Source organism: Aquibium sp. ELW1220 (assembly GCF_030398385.1).
Classification (GTDB): Bacteria; Pseudomonadota; Alphaproteobacteria; order Rhizobiales; family Rhizobiaceae; genus Aquibium.
The window spans coordinates 45,651-63,297 of record NZ_JAOAOQ010000033.1 but is presented as its reverse complement, the minus strand read 5'-3'; the positions used below and the strand labels follow the sequence as shown (position 1 = coordinate 63,297).

Here is a 17,647-nt window from a genome sequence, read left to right as displayed (position 1 = left end):
GGTGTGGCTCGCGCGATGTTGTCGGCAGGATTGGCCTAAGCAACGAATCCTACGCCAAATCAACCGCTTATGCTACATCCGCCAGCCTTGCGAACACGCCGTCATGAATAAGACGGGCTAGCCTCGTGGGATAACCGCCGACGTCGGCATTCAACACCTCGAACAACAGTGGATCAAGCGTGCCCCCACTTTTCAGTTGCTCAACCGCCAATGCGTGAAGTAATCGCATGCGCGCAGAATACTTTTCCGGCACTTCCGATCTGAGAAACTGAATAGCAATACGACAGAAGGCAACGTGGCGGGAGAGATCGCGCGCGATCTGCTCTGCGTCGTCAACACCCCACCGGAGCGTTAGAATGCGCAACCAAGCCACAGCAGCGCAGACGGCGGGTTCATCTCCAGGGATTGTTTGCAGAGCCTCCTCAGGAATATGTAGTAAATCTCTCTTCACCCTACGCAAATGGGAGATGTTCCCAGCTAGAACTACGATCAGCCCGCGTTTGGAGGGATCTACTTGGAAGGCGGCCATCATCGCTTCCAAATCAATTGACGCCTGCGGATAGCTTCCCTTTCGACCAGCCGCGTCGGCTAGGAGTACAATGCGGGCATCATTCCAAGACGCTGCATGAAGTGCGAATATTCCAGGATGGATCGGCTCCGCATCTACGCTTGGCACATACCGAAAATACAACTCGAGCGCCCGCTCGATCGCATGACTATCTGTAGAGCGGCGAGCAGAGGCGATCATGAGCCACAATATTCGCCGAAGCTTTTCCCCGCTCGGCATGCGTTCCAGAACATCGGAGAACGCGCTCACGTCAACAGACACGTTGCTGCGCGATCCTGTGACGGGGCCAATAATTGGCACGCCTTTTGTTGCGATCATCGACCCCAGGTACAAGCCCTCCTCCCACGTCAGAAGATCATCCGGCTTTATCGGATCGCTGCGCCAACGTGTTTCTGCCGCATCCCAGTCAACATTGGTCCCAAAGCCGCCGTTCCGCGCCCTGTAAGCTAATTCTGATCCAGAGTGGCCTTCATGATAATCAGCAATTAGGCAAGAAAGAACCCAGGGAAATAGATAATTTCTCATGGGCCATTTGATTTCACCAGACTTTTCGATGTTGCTGTATTGCTCGATTGCTTTCGCGAGCCCATATGGGGTCGCGTCGATCGCAAAGTTGCGCAAGACGACAAGTCCGCTCCAGGGTGGACATTTTAGCCCATCGGGGACGATTTTTGAAACGTCGTCAGTCGGTCTATAGGGTGTAATAGAGCTTTGTACTCCACAAAACCATCGACAAGATATGATCCGGCCGCCATGCGAGAAGTTCGACCTTCGGTGTAGTTCCGGCATGAGAACAAATTCATCGATTGACTCATCCTGATCCTGATCCCGATCACGTATACGTATACTTTGATAGAACCTACTGGTGCCGGCGGGGCCGATTGTCTCCTGCGCTTCGAGTAGCGGAGCTTTTAGTGATGCTGGCCAAAAGCGGGGACTTACACTTGCGACCAAATTCAATCTTTTCTGGCAATCTGCGGGCAGCAACTCCAGCATTAGCTTCTCTGCCCAGTAATGCTTTTGAGCTATCGTCGAAAGGAGCCGCCACGCCACCTGTGCTCGGTGAACATTGTCTGAATTAACATGAGCACTAATCACGCGGGCAAGAAGTTCTTCATAGCCAAGCGATGCAATATCCGCTAACCGTGGATCAAATCCTCCGCTCCCTGCATTTAGCATTTCCAATGCCCTTACCGCGAATTGCCTCTCGAACTTAGGAGCAGATGTCGCTACTCCGTCAGCAAGCAAATCCAGGGCGAGCGCGGCTCCCGCTCTGACTGTTGAAGATGCTTCTTCAATATCGCCTCTATCCAAAGCATCACAAACCGCGACGACAGTCGTTCTCAAATGTCCTAGTTCTACTACAGAGAAGGCTTTGCTCGCAGCAATGCGAAAAACATGTCGCCAGTGAGCGCTTCCCGCAATAGCTCTCAATCGAGCATCGAAAAGCTTCTGATCTGCACCTGCCAATTTCGCGGCTGCCATATATTCCTGAAGAGAACGGACGTCGAACGAGAGACGCCCCTCCACTTGAGTCGCAAGGAGCACTAACCTTTCGGTCGCTATTCGCGCGAACTCACCAGCTAACTCTTCGCTTCGTGGCTTCTCGTATCCCTCGGACAACAATAGATCTTCGATAATCTCGCGGAACTGTGTTTCGGTTAAAAACGCCGCCGTTCTTCCTGCACTTTCCGCCTCAACTTGAAGAAGCCATCCGCAGTCTTGATGTATTGCATCTATGATGCGCTTGTTATCACGTACGAAGGACGCGGTTTCGCCAGGTTTCTGAGCTTCTCTGTCTCGCAGAAGATTGTAGTACTTGTCGAAAAGCTCCCACCTATCCTGTGGTATGTTCCCCTTTAGAAAAGATATCCCAAATAGTATAGCTACTTGAAGTGGTGATGTAGTAAGAAGGCGAGTAGCTGGGTCTAAACATGCTTTTGCGATGTCATTTAATATAGATTTTCGCCGCTCTGGATCGGCTAAACGGGCTAATCCCAGTTTTTCGGCATACTGGATCGCAACTTCCGGCGGCAACGGCGCAAGATGCCAGTGTTGCCACATTTTCGGATCTAGATCATGGTTGTAACCCTGTGGGCGTGTAGTGACGACTGCTAATACGTCCGCATTCGCGCTATGCACCTCGTCCCAAAATCCCTCTATGGCGCTAAGCACCTCTTTCCGGTTCGCGGATGGCGGGACCTCATCCAGTCCGTCGAGGATCAACAACCACGGAAACTGCGTCAGAAGCTTTCGCACCGCATCAGCGTCGATGGGGGTTTCAAGATCGCGGCTCATGCGCATTGCGATAAACCGAATGAGCGAGAGCGACCGCCTTTCGCTGGCGTTAATCGCATCCGCGAGACCCGTAAGGTCCAGGCGGAATGGTAGTCGGGCGGGCCCCTGAAGAGGAATTCCAAGATAACTTGCGCGGTCAAGAATGTGATCTGCCATCGCTACAGTTTCAGGGGACAATTTTCCGGACGAGATAGTCTTCAGCAAAGTCGCACGGGATACTTGGGCAATGAACTGACCGAGGGTTGATTTGCCTTGTCCGGGTCCGCCTAAAACAACAATCCGGTTCACATACGGTTGTCGTCTTGGTTTCGAGCCAACGGCATCTGGATCTAATTTATCTGCCGCTCTTTCAAGAAGTGACTTCACGCAACCCGGTGGAATGTGTGAAAGATCGTCCTCGGGTTCTTCATCCCACTGAGCATCGGCTGAAAATTCTTGCGGAATGCTTTCTATATTTCCTTCAATATACTCCACATGAATGAACGGGAACGGAAACGACTCTATTGGCAAATCTATGAACACATTTTCTAAAAAAGATGGGCTGCTGCGTCTCCTGACCCGCGTCTCTCAAGCGCACCTCGCGTTCGGATCTCAAATCTCTCGCTAACGCTAGTGGAAGTAATCTGTTTACATCTGCGCCAATTAATTTATCGACTAGGATCGTGAGTATGTCGCTAGGAGTTAACCACGCCGCATAAGAGGTCCGTACGCCCGGTGCGGCCTCCAGGAGACTACGCAAATCGTCGGCTGTCCACACATGCCAATCTCTAATGCCCAGTCTGTCGGCGAACGCTCGGAACACAGTATCAATTTTCGCTCTCCCTCCATTTTCGGGCACAGAAGAAAGTTCTACGTTGGTGCACATCAAATAGTATTCAGGACGCTCCAGGTCCGAATTATCAATATATTTCTGAAGTTCTTGGTTTAATTGCCCGCATAACCATGAAGCGTCTCTCCCGTCATGAAGCGGTTTTTCTCGGCATTTCGCTTGGATAACTGTATAGCCGGACCAGCCGCGTCCCTCAAATGTTGGCAGAGTGCCTTGGTATGTCGCCTCCCTTCCGCCGTCCCTTCCGGACCCGAATATAATAGTACCGGGACCGAATATCTGCGCCGACAGCGATTGAACGAGCCTCTCAAAAGCCTGCGCTGAGAAAGTGTCAAATTTCATGTCAACTCCTGACCACTGGCCGGCTTGCGTCAATGATTGGCCGCACGGTGCCGAAAACAGCGTTTCGGATGCCGCACCACGTCCCGGAGACAACCAACCACTTCAAAAGACATGATTGGTGCCGGTTTTCCACCTATCCCGCGACCTTTCCACTACATTTGCTTTGTTCGACCTAAAGCTGACCGGGAAAAGCGGATACAATTTTTTGTACAGCAAATGGTTCAGCGATGAGGATCAGAAATGCAAAATTCGTACAACGCCGAAATAGAATTCATAGAAACACTGGCAGTCGGCTTTCTTGCGGATCGACGTCGTCCTACGTCAGCGCGTTCCTCTTCGATACTCGATTTCAGGGCGGATTGACTACCTGGATGATCAGCTAAGTTTTCCGACAAAGTCGCGACAGGTCGAGGCCCCGATACTGCACCGCCGCGAGCCAGCGTGCTGGCGCAAAAACTGCGCCGTTAGTTCTCCGCTGTCAGTGATGACGACCAGCCGCCGAGGGCGCGGACCGCCTGATCCGAGATGTCGGTCGAGTGCAGTGCGTCCCGATAGGTGTGACGGAACGAGTGGAAGACCTTTTTGCGGTCCGTGGTCCCCGCCCGCTGCAGTTCCGGATGGACCGGTACGAAGCGGATGGCAGTATTGCGCTTCTTGGCAGACAAGAACCCAACCACTTCGCCGTAAGATGGAGGACCTCCGCCTCCATGAGCCTCGGCGTTGCAACCTGTTTCAACGGACTGCATGTCCTCGACCGCCTTCTCAGCCCGCTTGTCATTGCCGCAACATGACTCCCATTTGCCGCCAAACGAAGGAGAGCCGGTATGACCGAAAGGGAAGAGGCTGCCCGCCAACGGGCATTTGAGAGAGGGCAGGAAGGGTGGCGGATCGGCAAGGACATTGAGCGGGATAGCCCGTACCCGTCCGTGTCTCTCAGAAACGCTAAACAATTTGCTAATCGATATGCGTGGCATCCGAGGAGCAACTTGCTGATATCTCTATCTAATATGGGAACCATGGCTCTTGCCCGGGGAGCCAATTGCGAGAAGCTCTTCCAGACAGATGACAGGCTCAACGGGCGGATGTTTGGCGATCTAAGTCTCGCCGCACCGAGGGAAATGCCGACGTACCGCCTCAACGCAATGGCACCACAGTAGCGGAAGCGCACAGACAGGAAGCTATCGCATCTGCCGCGCAAACAAGGCGCGAAACAGCTCCTCAGACCGTTGCAGCCCTTGGTCGGTCAGGATCAGCGACTTCGATCCGTTCACCGGATCGGCGATCAGACCCTTCCCGTGAAGCCGGTCCATCGCTTCCCAGTCGAAGCTCTTCCACGCACGACTTTCGTCATGAAGCGTCAGCCAGAGCAGCGCCAGTACGGCGTCGTCGATCTTGTCTTCGTCGATGTCCATCCGACTACGATACCACGCACGGAAACTCGAACCACAGGGCCGAGGTGAAATCTGCAGAAATCGAGGCGACGAACGCCGCCGGAACGGTGCCGGTGCCCGCGCGGATGCCGAATACGGTCGCCCACCGACCCGTGAAAGGATGTCGCGTCCTGCCACAGGCGTCTGCGGGCCCGGCCAGCGCCGGGAGAAGCGCCTCCGTCCCCGATCGACCGGCAGCGAGATTGAGCCTTCCCGCCGACATCGCGGATTATCCCCCTCGTCAGGCCCTCACGAGGCGCATGTCTGCGTCCGCTGCCGCGCCCTTGTCGAACGTGAGTGTCTCGCTGCACCCGGCCAGCCGCCCGGCATGGGCGATCAGCGCGTCGGAAAAATCCGCTTTCGTGGCGCGATAGGTCGCCAGCGCCAGATAGCCCGCATCGGTGCGCTCGACCACGATCTCGCGGGCGCGCAACAGCGTTTCCACCGTGTCGGCAATGGCCTGCCGCGACATCCTGTAGGCGCGGGCCAGCACCCATACCGTCTCGACGAGCACGACCTGCGAGATAAAGCCCGGCGCTTCCGGGGTGAAGCCATCGATGATCCGCGAGGCGGCGGGAGACTGAACCTCGTCGTCCTGGGCGAGGTAGCGGACGAGGATGTTGGTATCGACGCCGATCATTCGCGGGCCGCTCCGGCCGCGATCGCTTCCTGCATGTCGCCCAGGCTGACAGGCTTCCGCGGACGCGGAACGATCCCCTTCAGCGATCTGATCGAGTGAGAAGCAGGCACCACGGCATAGTGGCCGTCCTCCATGCGGATGAAATCCACCCTGTCGCCGGCGGTCAGGCCCATGTCGATGCGGACTTGTGCCGGGATGGTGATCTGTCCTTTCGAGGTAATGGTCGCAGTGGCCATGCATTTCTCCTTACATTAGGTAAGGAGAAATGTAATCCCGGGGTTCCCGATCGTCAACGGAGCATGAGAGTGGGACGTCATCCCCGCGCCGATGAGCGACAATGGCCACGTCAGCCTGCCGCCGCGGCCGACTGGCAGAACCGCCCGGCTCGATCCCGACAGCGGTCGGTGGTGAGAAGCTACACCGCGCCAAGGGACACGACCTCCCCTCTGCCGCTCGTCCCCGAACCGCCGCTCCCTCACTCCGCAGGCACCGCGCGCGGGGCCACGCCGTAGGTGGCGAGGTCGAGGCGCCTGAGCTTGGGGGCGGAGGCGGCGACGACGGCGACGACGCCCAGCGTCAGGATGCCGCCGAGGACGACGGCGCGGGTCGGGCCGATGAGGGACGCCGACAGGCCCATCTGCACCGCGCCGAGCTCGTTCGACGAACTGACGAAGACCATCCGCACCGCGGCGATGCGGCCGCGCATCTCCTCGGGCGAGGCGAGCCGCAGGATGGCGTGGCGGATCACCATGCTCAGCCCGTCGCAGATGCCGGCCACGAAGAGCAGCGCCATCGAGAGAAAGAAGCTGGTCGACAGGCCGAAGGCGATCATCGACAGCCCGAAGCCGGCGATGATCATGTGCAGCGCGAGCCCGGCATTGGCGCGCGGCATGAAGCGGATCGAGAAGATGGCGGCGGTCAGCGCGCCGGCGGCGATCGCCATCCGCAGCAGGCCGAAGCCCGACGGGCCGACGTCGAGGATGTCGGTGGCGAAGATCGGCAGCAGGGCGGCCGCACCGCCGAAGAAGACGGCGAAGAGATCGAGCGCCATCGAGCCGATCAGGACCTGGTTGCCGATGACGTAGCGCACGCCCTCGCTGATGCGGGCGATCGGCCCCGGCCCGTCGGCGGCATGGGCGGGAACGGGCTTCTCGCCGATGCCGCGGGCAAAGCCGAGATGCGACAGCGCAAACAGGAGGCCGAGAACGCCGTAGGTCGCGGCCGGGCCCCAGGCGGCCCAGACGAAGCCCATCACGACGGGCCCCACCATGTCGGCGATGCGCGCGGAGGTGGCAATGACGGGCACGCCCTTCAGCACGAGCCGGAGCGGCAGGACCTGTGCCTCAAGGCCGACGGCGGCGGGGGTCTGGTAGGCCCGCACCGATGCCGACAGGAAGGCGGCCATCAGCAGCGAGGGAACCAGCCAGGCATCGACCACCGACACCATGACCAGCCCGGCGCAGACGGCGACGAGGAGGCTGATGGTCATGAGCACCATGCGGCGGCGGCTGACCCGGTCGGCGATCTCGCCGCCATGGAGCGCGAAGGCGAGCGCGGGGATGACCTGGGCGAAACCGAGCAGGGCGATGTCGAAGGCCGACTTGCGGGCATCGTAGACGTGGAAGGCCAGCATGATCGTCAGCGCCGAGGCCGCGAAGCGCTCGACGGAATTGGCGAGCACGAAGGCGGCGAACTCGCGGTTGCTCCACAGTTCGCGGTCGACGAAGCGGTGCATCATGGACGGATCTCCGGAAGGCGCCGGGTGCGGCGCCGAAGGAGGCGCGCCCCTCCCCGTGCAGGCATCGGATGAAGGGATGCCGGCCCCGCGGTGCGACGGGGCCGGCGCCGAGGGGAGCGGACGCCCGCTCTACTCCACGGTGACCTGGGTGAAGTCCTGGTACCAGCTCTGCGCCTGCACGAAGCCCTTCACGTTGGGCGCCATGGCACGCGGGTTGAGATCGTGGACGATGAAGAGGCGCGGCGCCTCGTCGACGACGATCGCATGAGCCTTGGCGATCAGCGCATCCTGCTTCTCGGAGTCGAAGGTCGAGAAGGCCTCCGCCATCAGCCGGTCCACCTCCACGTTCCGGTACTGGCCCCAGTTCGAGGTGCCGCCCATCGAGGTGACGTTGGAATAGAAGTTGGTCGGGTCGCCGAAGGGCTGGCCATGGTTGATGGCGTCGCGGTGCGGCACGCCGGCGGTGCCGGGCGCGGTGCGCATGCCCTGCAGCACGGTGCCCCAGTCGGCGACCTCGTACTGCACGTTGACGCCGAACTCGGCCAGCGACTGCTGGATGAACTCGGCCATCGGCAGCGGCACCATGTTGCCGGAGCCGGCGGTGGGCAGGAGGATCGAGACGTCGAAGGGCTTGTCGGGGCCGTAGCCGGCCTCGGCCAGCAGCGCCTTCGCCTTCTCCGGATCGTATGTGTAGGCGTTCGCCGGCTCGCCGAAGAACTTGTTTTCCTTCGCATAGATGCCGACGGCGGGCACCGCGGTGCCGTTGAGCAGCCCGACCATGCCCTCGCGGTCGATGGCGTAGTTCAGCGCCTGGCGGACGCGCACGTCCTTGAGCGGCCCGTCCTCGACGAGGTTGAAGCGCCAGGACCAGACGTGGAGGTAGGGCTTGGTGACGATCTGGAAGCCTGCGGCCTGAAGCGATGGGATGGAATCGGGCATCGGGAACTCGATCCAGTCGACCTGCCCGGACCGCAGCGCCGCCACGCGGGTGTTGGCGTCGGGAATGGGCATCAGCACCAGCTTCTCGACCTTCGGAATGCGGGTCGTGTCCCAGTAGTCGGCATTGCGCTCGAGTTCGATCGAGGTCTGGCGGGTGACGCTGACGACCTTGAACGGGCCGGTGCCGGAGGGCCTGGCCTGGAAGGCGAGCCAATCGGACCCGACCGCCTCATACTGGCGGGGGCTGACGATGAAGACCCGCGAGATCAGGTAGGGCAGCATGCTGTACGGCACCTTGGTCGTCAGCACGATCCTGTCGTCGCCCAGCTTCTCGTAGGCGGCCACCTGCGAGGTGTAGGTGGCATAGGATGCCGACGCCTTGTCGTAGTGGGCCGCGTCCTTGTTCAGGTGGCGGTCGAAGTTCCAGATGATGTCGTCGGCCGTCAGGAGCGACCCGTCGTGGAAGCGGACACCGGCGCGGAGGGTGAAGATCCAGCGCTTCGGGTCGGCGGGATCGACCGACCATTCCGTGGCGAGGCCGGGCGTCAGGTCGGCGGGAGCGTCGGTGCGGGTGAAGTCCCAGTTCACCAGCGCGTCGTAGATCGGGTAGCCGGCGAAGCGGCCGCCCTCGCTGCCATTGTCGGGAATGCCGCCCGTGGTCGGGACGTCCGACGTCGTCATGGCGATGCGCAGCGTCTGGGCCTGCGCGCCACATGCGGCGAACGCGACGGCGCCCGCCAGCATCAGTATCCGAATTGCCTTCATAGCAGTTCCCCTTTCCGGAGATGTCCAGAATCCAGCCTGCCGTCGTTCGGTCGCTCCTCCGGCGACGCGTGTCGCGTCGTCCTTCCGACCATCCGCGACGTTGGCGTCGGGAGACCGGTTGCCGGTGATACGGCTTGCCGACCCGCCCGGAGGCGGATGCGGAGATGTCCGAAAGGGTCGTCGCCCCGGCCCGATGCGTCGTCGAGCCGGTGCGGTCAGCACCGCAGAGCGCGTCGCGGCCCGTCGATGCGGCGCCGGCTGCGTGTCTCGCGGCATGAACGCCCGCACGGTTTCCGCAGCGCCCCATACAGGCGGACACGGCCGGAACCTTCGGCGTTCATGACGCAAGGGTGTCCGTTTGTTGACTGTTAGTCAAGTGACTTGAATGGATGAGTGCCGCGCGCCCTGTGCATGGCAGGCATGCCGCCCGCACATGGCTGCCTCACAGGCTCGGCGGGGTGTTGACCCAGAGAATGCGGGCGACGGTGCCGCCCCGGTTTTCGTAGCCGTGCGGCAGCGAGGAGGAGAAGAAGAGCAGGTCTCCCTCCTTCATGGCATAGGTCTTTCCGTCGACCTGGACGTCGAGTTCGCCCGAGATCAGGTAGCCGAATTCCTCGCCGACATGCTCGACCAGCCCGTCGCTCTTCACGCCTGCCGGGATGTTGAGAATATTGGCCTGCAGCAGGCCGCTCCTGGCCACGGGAATGAGGCGCTCGAACCAGGTGCCCGTGTTGGCCGGGTCGTGGTTGTCGAAGATGCGGGCGCGGCGGTCGGCGGGAAAATGGTGCACCCCGTGCGCGTCGCCGTCCGGCTCGGCGTAGAGTTCGGCAATGCTGGTGTCGAGCGCGCTCGCCAGCCGGTGGAGAAAGGAAATCGACGGCATCAGCCGGTCGTTCTCGAGCTTGGACAGCATGCTTTCCGAACAGCCGACGACGTCTGCCAGCTCGCGCAGCGTCAGCCCCTTGAGCAGGCGCCCGTGCTTGAGCTTGGAGCCGATGCGAACCTCGCTCCCCGCCTCCGGCTCCTGACGCGGCTTCCGGCCCGGGGGCGTGCCGCCGTCGGCCGGGGTTTCGGCCCGTGTCTGCGCCATGGCGCGCGTTCCTGATGGCTGAACCAAGATCTATCCTCGAACTTCCCGCCCCGCATGGACGGCTTCACCGAAACGACAGGGGAAGGATCGGGTACCGCGACGGCCGAACGACCGTTCGACCACGCCTCCGCTGACCGCTCTCCCTGTGGCCGCAACTCTCGAACCGGCTGCGTTCCATAGCGGCAGACTAGTCGGGACTTGATTCGTGTTCAAGTCACTTGACAACGCCCTTCCGCTTGGTCAGGCTGCTCCCATCGCCATCCGGAAGCGGACATCCGAAAGGTCCTGCTGCCCAAGGCGAAACACCCTCTCAGACGGCTCTGGCCGATCGGGAAGCGCATGCGCGGCGTCGCGCGTCTGCCTTCGGAACCGGATCCCGCACCATCCGCGGAGCGCCTCTGCGCGCCCGGACCGCAAAGGATCTCATCTGAATGCCGCCCCTCCGGGGGCCCCACGGCCGCGGGCGGCCGACGAGGAGACGATTATGAACGAACACGCACATGTCGCAACAGCCATGGACGCCGAACCCGTCACGCCCGCCTTCCAGCTGGAAGAGGCGACGATCGACGAGATGCACGCGGCCATCCGGGCCGGGGAGATCACGGTCGTCCAGATCGTGCAGCATTACATCGACCGGGCGCGTGCCTTCAACGGCGTCGCCAGCCTGCTGGTCACCGAGGACGGAGCGCCGGTCGCCGAGGCACCTGGAACCGTCCGCGCCACGAAGGTGCTGGCCTTTCCCACCGAGACCGTGAAGGTTTCGGACATCCTTCCCGACTACGACAGATACAAGGGCAAGCCGCTCGAATTCGGCCGCATGGAGGCGACCGCGTCCGATCCTGCGGTCTCCCAGCAATACGGCATGATCGTCGGCAAGCCCGATGCCGGGCAGGTCAATGCGCTCGGCACGCTCAACATCCGCGGCGAACGCTCCGTGACCTGCCGCGGCGACTTCGACCGGCATCCGGATGCCGGCCCCCTCCCCGAAGGCGCGCCGGCGGGCGCCGAGATCCTTCGGCGCCATCCCGACGCGCTGGAGACGGCCGCAGCCCTCGACGCCGCCTACGGCACGAATCCGGACCTCGACGCGATGCCGCTCTACGGCGTGGTGTTCTCCTTCAAGGATCCCTTCGACACCAAGGACATGCGCTCCACCGGCGGCGGCGACGCCGCCTACGACATGGACGTCCCGGCCGAGGACCATGTGCTGGTGGCGCAGATCCGCAAGAAGGGCGGCATCATCTTCGCCAAGGCGATCAACACCGAATACAATGGCCGCGCGGGCGATCCCGGCGGACGGCACGTGCCGGACAAGGTGCTGCCGTCGGTGCTCGGCTACCAGCGCTCGAGCTGGGGCGGCAATCCCTCCAATCCCTTCGACACGACGCGGGCAGCCTCGCTCGGCTCCAGTTCGGGCTCGGGCGTCTCGGTGAATGCCAATCTGTGCATGATCAGCCTCGGCGAGGAGACCCGCGCCTCGTGCCGCGGCCCCTCCAACCACAATTCGATCGCGCTGATCCTGCCGCACAAGGCCATGATCGGTTTCGACGGCGGCGCGATCGGCGCCGACATCTATTGCGACCGCACCGGCATCCACGCCCGCAAGATCGCCGACGCGGCCAAGGTGCTGGACGCGCTGAAGGACGAGAGCGAGGGCTACTACGACCCCCGCGACCCCTTCACCACGGTGCCGCGCAGTTCCGTCCTGGCCACGCCCTATCTCAGCCACGCCAGGGGCAGCGGCGAAAAGGGCGCGCTCACGGGCGTGCGGCTGGGGGTCGTGCGTGAATCGATGATCACCGCCGGCTCGAAGGCCGCCGAGCCCATCACCCAGGCCGCGGCCATCGAAATGAAGGCGGTGCTGAAGGATCATCTCGGCGCGACGCTGGTTGAATCCACCGATCCGCGCTGGACGCGCGATCCCGAGGTGGAGGTCATGAGCGTCGACTTCCGCGTGGCGCTGGCGCGGCTGGTGCCGGTGTTCATGCCCGACCTGATGTTCCGGCTGAAGCCCGACGGCACGCCGCTGTTTGCCGAATTCGCCGCCGCCATCCGGCCGACGGAGTTCTGGCCGGGCAAGGTGTTCGGCACCGGGACAATGACGCCGATCGACTATCTGGTGGCGATGGCGGACGGGGTCATCGCGCCGCCGTCGAACCTCGACATCATGGCGATCCAGCAGCAGGAACTGGCGACGACCTTCCGCTTCCACCTGCCGCAGTACCTGACGCGCCGCTCGCGCGACTGGAAGAAGAAGGGCGTGGACGAGACGCTCGTCAGTTTCGAGGAGATGAACAAGCGATCGAAGTACTGGGGTGACGACCAGCGGGCGGCCTTCCTCAACTGGGAGGAGACGGTCGATCCGCGCAACAAGCTCGACGGTCGCCAGGGGGTCAACGAGCGCATCATGCTGCGCGAACTGCTGCGCCGCACGGACATGATGGTCATTCTCGAGAACAAGCTCGACTGCTTCGTGCGGCTGCACACGCCGCTCCCGCCGGCAAAGATCGGCGGCGCCACCGAGCCCGGTACGCTGCAGAACCTGCGCCTGGAGTCCTTCTACGGCCCCAATGCGGGCCTGTCGGAGGTGCTGATCCCCGCCGGCTTCGTGCGGACGGTCTACGACCCGGTGTTCAAGCTGAGCGAGGACGGCACGCGATACGTGCCCACGCTCTCCGACATTCCGACGGAACTGCCGGCACCTGGCCTGCCCTTCTCCTTCACCTTCCGCGCCGAGCCCGGAAAGGAGGACATCCTGCTGAAGGTCGCGTCCTCCTACGAGAATGCCTCGAAGAGGCGGGTGCCCCCGCCGGCCTTCGGACCGATCCCGATGCGGGGCTGACATGATGGCTCCGCGGTTCTGGCCGCGGAGCCATGCCAAAATGGCGCTTGTACCGCCGATCCGATCTGTGACCATCTTATAATTGATCACTTCGGATGCATGCACAATAAATAGGCTGCGCGACCCCCGGTCGAAGACAGCCAGGCGCATGAGATGGCGCCGGTCAGGGGAACGAAGCGTCGAAGCAAAGGGCAGAAGGAGACCGACACCAGCCACCAGGATGGGAGATCGTCCATGTCCGATACGCAGCAGATCGAGGACCGCGGCGGTCCCGCCCAGCCCCTTCTGATCGTCAAGGGACTGGTGAAGCACTTCCCGATCGGCTCCGTCTTCACCGGCAAGCAGGTGGTGCGCGCGGTCGACGGATTGGATTTCACCATCGACAAGCGCGAGACGCTCGGCATCGTCGGGGAATCCGGCTGCGGCAAGTCCACCGCGTCGCGCCTGATCATGTCCCTGATCGCGCCGACCGAAGGCGAGATCGTCTTCGACGGCGACCTCGTCGGCGCAGCCGGCGGCATCAGCCTGGCCGAATACCGCCGCCAGGTGCAGATGGTGTTCCAGGACAGCTACTCGTCCCTGAACCCGCGCCTGACCATCGAGGAATCGATCGCCTACGGGCCGAAAGTCCATGGCACGCCGCACCGGGAGGCGGGCGAACGCGCCCGCGACCTGCTTCAGGCCGTCGGGCTGGCGCCGCGGCAATATGCGCGACGTTTCCCGCACGAGCTTTCCGGCGGCCAGCGGCAGCGCGTCAACATCGCCCGCGCGCTCGCGCTCCGGCCGCGCCTCATCATCCTCGACGAGCCGGTGTCGGCACTGGACAAGTCGGTGGAGGCGCAGGTGCTCAACCTTCTCCTCGACCTCAAGGAGCAATTCGGCCTCACCTACCTGTTCATCAGCCACGACCTCAACGTGGTGGAGCACGTCGCCGACCGGGTGCTCGTCATGTATCTCGGCAAGATCGCCGAGCTGGGGCCGGTGGACGACATCTTCGGACGGGCGGGCCATCCCTATACCCGGGCGCTTCTGGCGAGCCGTCCGTCGATGGATCCGACCCGCCGGCGCACGCAGCCGCCTCTGGTCGGCGACCCGCCGAACCCGATCAACCCGCCCTCCGGCTGCCGGTTCCGCACCCGTTGCGCCCTGGCGCGCGAGATCTGCGCGGAGCGGGAGCCCGGCCTCTACGAGATTGGCGCAGGCCATCAGGCGGCCTGCCACGCCACGCAGGCGGACAGCGGCTACGGCGACAGCCGGAGGCTTGCGGCATGACCGCGCCGGCTCCGCTGGTGCGGGCGCGCGACCTGCATGTGAGCTTCGTGTCGCGCGACGCGACCGTGAAGGCGGTCAACGGCGTGGATCTCGATCTCGATGCCGGCGAGGTGCTGTGCATCCTCGGCGAAAGCGGCTCGGGCAAGTCGGTGACGCTGCGTGCGCTGATGCGGCTGAACCCACCCAACAAGGCGGTCGTTTCCGGCGAGCTCTCGGTTGCCGGCCACGACATGGTGACGATTTCGGACCGGCAACTGTCGTCGGTGCGCGGCAAGGTCGTCTCGATGATCTTCCAGGAGCCGATGACGGCGCTGGATCCCGTCTACACGATCGGCCGCCAGATCGGCGAGACGCTGGTCCGGCACGAAGGCATCGGCCGGCGCGAGGCGGAGCAGCGCGCGCTCGAACTGCTCGAACTGGTTCAGATCCCGTCGGCGAAACGAAGGCTTCAGGCCTATCCGCACGAACTCTCGGGCGGACTGCGCCAGCGCGCCATGATCGCGATGGCGATCTCCTGTCGGCCCCAGCTGCTGCTCGCCGACGAGCCGACCACAGCGCTCGACGCGACGGTGCAGATCCAGATCCTCCTGCTGCTGCGCCAGCTGCAGCAGGAACTCGGCATGGGCGTGATCTTCGTCACCCACGACCTCGGCGTCGCGGGGGAAATCGCCGACCGCATCGCGGTCATGTATGCCGGGCGCATGGTCGAGGCGGGTTCGACCGTCGACGTGATGCGCGGGCCGCTGCATCCCTATGCGAAGGGCCTGCTGGGCGCGACGGTGCATTCGGGCCTGCGCGGCACGCGGCTGACGACGATCCCGGGCTCGCCGCCGGACCTGCGCCATCCGATCGAAGGCTGCGCCTTCGCGCCGCGCTGCCCGCACGCGCTCGAGACCTGTTCCGCCGGCGTGCCGGAGTTCCGGCCCATGCAGGCCGGCCGTGCCGTGCGCTGCTTCCGCAGCGAGGAGATCGCGGGCGCGACGACCCGCCCCCCTTCCAGGACGACGCCACAGGGAGTGCTCCTGCCATGATCGCCTACATCCTGAGGCGCGTTCTCTACATCGTGCCGATCTCGCTGGCGGTCAGCCTCGTCTGCTTCATGCTCGTGCACATCGCGCCCGGCGACCCGATCGACGCCATGGTGCAGCCCGACACGCCCAAGGAGGTGATCGACCGCGTCCGCGCCGAATACGGCCTCGACCAGCCGCTCCCCGTCCAGTTCGGCCTCTGGCTCCTGAAGGTCGTGCAGGGCGATTTCGGCACGTCGCTGATCAAGGGCCGCCCCGTGCTGCCCGACCTGATCTCGGCGAGCGGGGCCACCTTCGTACTGGCCTGCACCGGCGGCCTGCTCGGTTTCGTGACGGGATGCGTCTTCGGCGGCATCGCCGGGGTCTATCGCGACAGCTGGATCGACCGCGTCCTGCTTGCCGTCGCCGTGGCGGGCGTCTCCGTGCCGCATTACTGGCTGGGCATGGTGCTGGTCATCATCTTCTCGGTGAACCTGAACATGCTGCCCGCCATGGGCGCCGGCCCCGGCGGCTCGGCCGTCTCGATTTTCGACTGGGAGCACATCCGCTACCTGATCCTGCCCTCGATCACGCTCGCCGTCATTCCCGCCGGCATCGTGACGCGCACCGTGCGCGGCCTCGTCAGCGACATCATGAGCCAGGACTACATCACCACCCTGCGCGGCAAGGGTCTGCGGCGGCACGGCATCGTCGGCCACGTGGTGCGCAACGCCGCCCCGACTACGCTCGCCGTCATCGGGCTGCAGCTCGCCAACCTGATGGGCGGGTCGATCCTGGTGGAGACGGTCTTCGCTTGGCCGGGCACCGGCATGATGCTGAACACGGCGATCTTCCAGCGCGACATCCCGGTGCTGCAGGCCACCACGCTGGTGCTGGCCCTGTTCTTCGTCGTCCTCAACCTGCTGGTCGACCTCGTGCAGACCTCCATCGACCCAAGGATCAGCCGCCGATGACCACGACCTACAGCTCCGGGATCGCGGAAGACGCGGCGCCGCCGAAGGTGGCGGAGAACGACGACACCTACTGGCGCGCCGTCGGGCGGCGGCTGATGCGGGACAAGGTGACGCTGTTCTGCGGCGCCATCCTCATGCTGATGGCCGCGCTCATCCTGTTTGCCCCCCTCGTGGCGCCCTACGGGCCGACCGACGGCAGCATCGTCCGGCGCCTGAAGCCGATCGGCACGCCGGGACACCTGCTGGGCACCGACGAACTCGGCCGCGACATGCTGAGCCGGCTGCTGCATGGCGGGCGCTATTCCTGGTTCGTCGGCATCACGCCGGTCGCCATCGCCTTCCTCGTCGGCGGCTCCATCGGCATCATCGCCGGTTTTGCCGGCGGCAAGATCAACATGGCGATCATGCGCGTCACCGACGTGTTCTATGCCTTCCCCTCCGTTCTGCTCGCCGTCGCCGTCAGCGGGTCGCTCGGTGCAGGCATCGCCAACGCCATCATGTCGCTCACCATCGTCTTCATCCCGCCGATCATCCGCGTGGCGGAAAGCGTCACCACCGGCGTGCGCAACCTCGACTATGCGGAGGCCGCGCGCGCGACGGGCGCCGGCGCGCGCTCGATCGTCGTGGTCCACATCCTGCCCAACGTGCTGGGGCCGATCTTCGTCTACGCGACCAGCCTCGTCGGCGTGTCGATGATCGTGGCCTCGGGCCTGTCCTTCCTCGGCCTCGGCATCAAACCGCCGGATCCCGAATGGGGCCTGATGCTGAACACGCTGCGCAGCGCGATCTACTCGCAGCCGATGATCGCCACGCTGCCGGGCATCTGCATCTTCATGACCAGCGTCTGCTTCAACTTCGTCAGCGACGGGTTGCGGACAGCCATGGACGTTCGCGCCTGACCTTCACCGACAAC

General features: G+C 63.2%; 13 protein-coding genes. 5 read left to right on the top strand and 8 right to left on the bottom strand.

All coding sequences use genetic code 11. The features are described from left to right. Window positions 1-67: 67 nt before the first annotated feature. The 8 genes from N1F91_RS23345 to N1F91_RS23310 all read right to left on the bottom strand — a co-directional run bounded on the left by N1F91_RS23345 (window position 68) and on the right by N1F91_RS23310 (window position 10,639). Complete coding sequence (locus tag N1F91_RS23345; RefSeq protein ID WP_289995780.1) at window positions 68-3,388, bottom strand: hypothetical protein; 3,321 nt, start codon at window positions 3,386-3,388, stop codon at window positions 68-70. Window positions 3,389-4,501: 1,113 nt separating this feature from the next. Next, on the bottom strand, window positions 4,502-4,702 hold the full coding sequence (locus N1F91_RS23340; protein ID WP_289995779.1) for a hypothetical protein: 201 nt from the start codon (window positions 4,700-4,702) through the stop codon (window positions 4,502-4,504). 513 nt (window positions 4,703-5,215) lie between these two features. Continuing rightward, window positions 5,216-5,449, bottom strand: coding sequence for a DUF6429 family protein (locus tag N1F91_RS23335; RefSeq protein ID WP_289995778.1), 234 nt, complete (start codon window positions 5,447-5,449; stop codon window positions 5,216-5,218). Window positions 5,450-5,708: 259 nt separating this feature from the next. Continuing rightward, window positions 5,709-6,107, bottom strand: coding sequence for a PIN domain-containing protein (locus N1F91_RS23330; RefSeq protein WP_289995776.1), 399 nt, complete (start codon window positions 6,105-6,107; stop codon window positions 5,709-5,711). After that, window positions 6,104-6,343 (bottom strand): AbrB/MazE/SpoVT family DNA-binding domain-containing protein, encoded by a 240-nt coding sequence (locus N1F91_RS23325; protein WP_289995775.1) that lies wholly within the window; start codon window positions 6,341-6,343, stop codon window positions 6,104-6,106. Before N1F91_RS23325 ends, N1F91_RS23330 begins: the two co-directional genes overlap by 4 nt. Before the next feature lie 239 nt (window positions 6,344-6,582). Continuing rightward, on the bottom strand, window positions 6,583-7,845 hold the full coding sequence (locus N1F91_RS23320) for an MFS transporter (RefSeq protein WP_289995774.1): 1,263 nt from the start codon (window positions 7,843-7,845) through the stop codon (window positions 6,583-6,585). A 129-nt stretch (window positions 7,846-7,974) separates the two neighbouring features. Beyond that, window positions 7,975-9,549, bottom strand: a complete 1,575-nt coding sequence (locus N1F91_RS23315; RefSeq protein ID WP_289995772.1) for an ABC transporter substrate-binding protein — start codon at window positions 9,547-9,549, stop codon at window positions 7,975-7,977. Between the two features lie 442 nt (window positions 9,550-9,991). Next, a complete protein-coding gene (locus N1F91_RS23310) occupies window positions 9,992-10,639 on the bottom strand; it encodes a cupin domain-containing protein (protein WP_289995770.1) in 648 nt (215 codons plus the stop codon). A 484-nt stretch (window positions 10,640-11,123) separates the two neighbouring features. On the opposite strand from N1F91_RS23310, the gene N1F91_RS23305 reads away from it, so the two are divergent. From N1F91_RS23305 to N1F91_RS23285, 5 genes are all read left to right on the top strand, one after another. Then, complete coding sequence (locus tag N1F91_RS23305; protein ID WP_289995769.1) at window positions 11,124-13,481, top strand: amidase family protein; 2,358 nt, start codon at window positions 11,124-11,126, stop codon at window positions 13,479-13,481. A gap of 234 nt (window positions 13,482-13,715) precedes the next feature. Further along, window positions 13,716-14,753, top strand: a complete 1,038-nt coding sequence (locus N1F91_RS23300; protein WP_289995767.1) for an ABC transporter ATP-binding protein — start codon at window positions 13,716-13,718, stop codon at window positions 14,751-14,753. After that, window positions 14,750-15,784 carry an ABC transporter ATP-binding protein gene (locus N1F91_RS23295; protein WP_289995766.1) on the top strand — a complete coding sequence of 345 codons (1,035 nt, stop codon included), beginning with the start codon at window positions 14,750-14,752 and terminating at the stop codon, window positions 15,782-15,784. Before N1F91_RS23300 ends, N1F91_RS23295 begins: the two co-directional genes overlap by 4 nt. Continuing rightward, a complete protein-coding gene (locus N1F91_RS23290; protein ID WP_289995765.1) occupies window positions 15,781-16,734 on the top strand; it encodes an ABC transporter permease in 954 nt (317 codons plus the stop codon). The genes N1F91_RS23295 and N1F91_RS23290 overlap by 4 nt, the downstream gene beginning before the upstream one ends. After that, the gene (locus tag N1F91_RS23285) at window positions 16,731-17,633 is read left to right on the top strand and encodes an ABC transporter permease (protein WP_289995764.1); all 903 of its coding nucleotides are present in this window, start codon (window positions 16,731-16,733) and stop codon (window positions 17,631-17,633) included. Before N1F91_RS23290 ends, N1F91_RS23285 begins: the two co-directional genes overlap by 4 nt. Window positions 17,634-17,647 lie beyond the last annotated feature (14 nt).

Excerpts from the sequence above, each read along its gene's own strand:
- N1F91_RS23335 (WP_289995778.1), bottom strand. The coding sequence starts at position 5,449 with ATGGACATCGACGAAGACAAGATCGACGACGCCGTACTGGCGCTGCTC.
- N1F91_RS23330 (WP_289995776.1), bottom strand. The coding sequence starts at position 6,107 with ATGATCGGCGTCGATACCAACATCCTCGTCCGCTACCTCGCCCAGGAC.
- N1F91_RS23325 (WP_289995775.1), bottom strand. The coding sequence starts at position 6,343 with ATGGCCACTGCGACCATTACCTCGAAAGGACAGATCACCATCCCGGCA.
- N1F91_RS23320 (WP_289995774.1), bottom strand. The coding sequence starts at position 7,845 with ATGATGCACCGCTTCGTCGACCGCGAACTGTGGAGCAACCGCGAGTTC.
- N1F91_RS23315 (WP_289995772.1), bottom strand. The coding sequence starts at position 9,549 with ATGAAGGCAATTCGGATACTGATGCTGGCGGGCGCCGTCGCGTTCGCC.
- N1F91_RS23310 (WP_289995770.1), bottom strand. The coding sequence starts at position 10,639 with ATGGCGCAGACACGGGCCGAAACCCCGGCCGACGGCGGCACGCCCCCG.
- N1F91_RS23305 (WP_289995769.1), top strand. The coding sequence starts at position 11,124 with ATGAACGAACACGCACATGTCGCAACAGCCATGGACGCCGAACCCGTC.
- N1F91_RS23300 (WP_289995767.1), top strand. The coding sequence starts at position 13,716 with ATGTCCGATACGCAGCAGATCGAGGACCGCGGCGGTCCCGCCCAGCCC.
- N1F91_RS23295 (WP_289995766.1), top strand. The coding sequence starts at position 14,750 with ATGACCGCGCCGGCTCCGCTGGTGCGGGCGCGCGACCTGCATGTGAGC.
- N1F91_RS23290 (WP_289995765.1), top strand. The coding sequence starts at position 15,781 with ATGATCGCCTACATCCTGAGGCGCGTTCTCTACATCGTGCCGATCTCG.
- N1F91_RS23285 (WP_289995764.1), top strand. The coding sequence starts at position 16,731 with ATGACCACGACCTACAGCTCCGGGATCGCGGAAGACGCGGCGCCGCCG.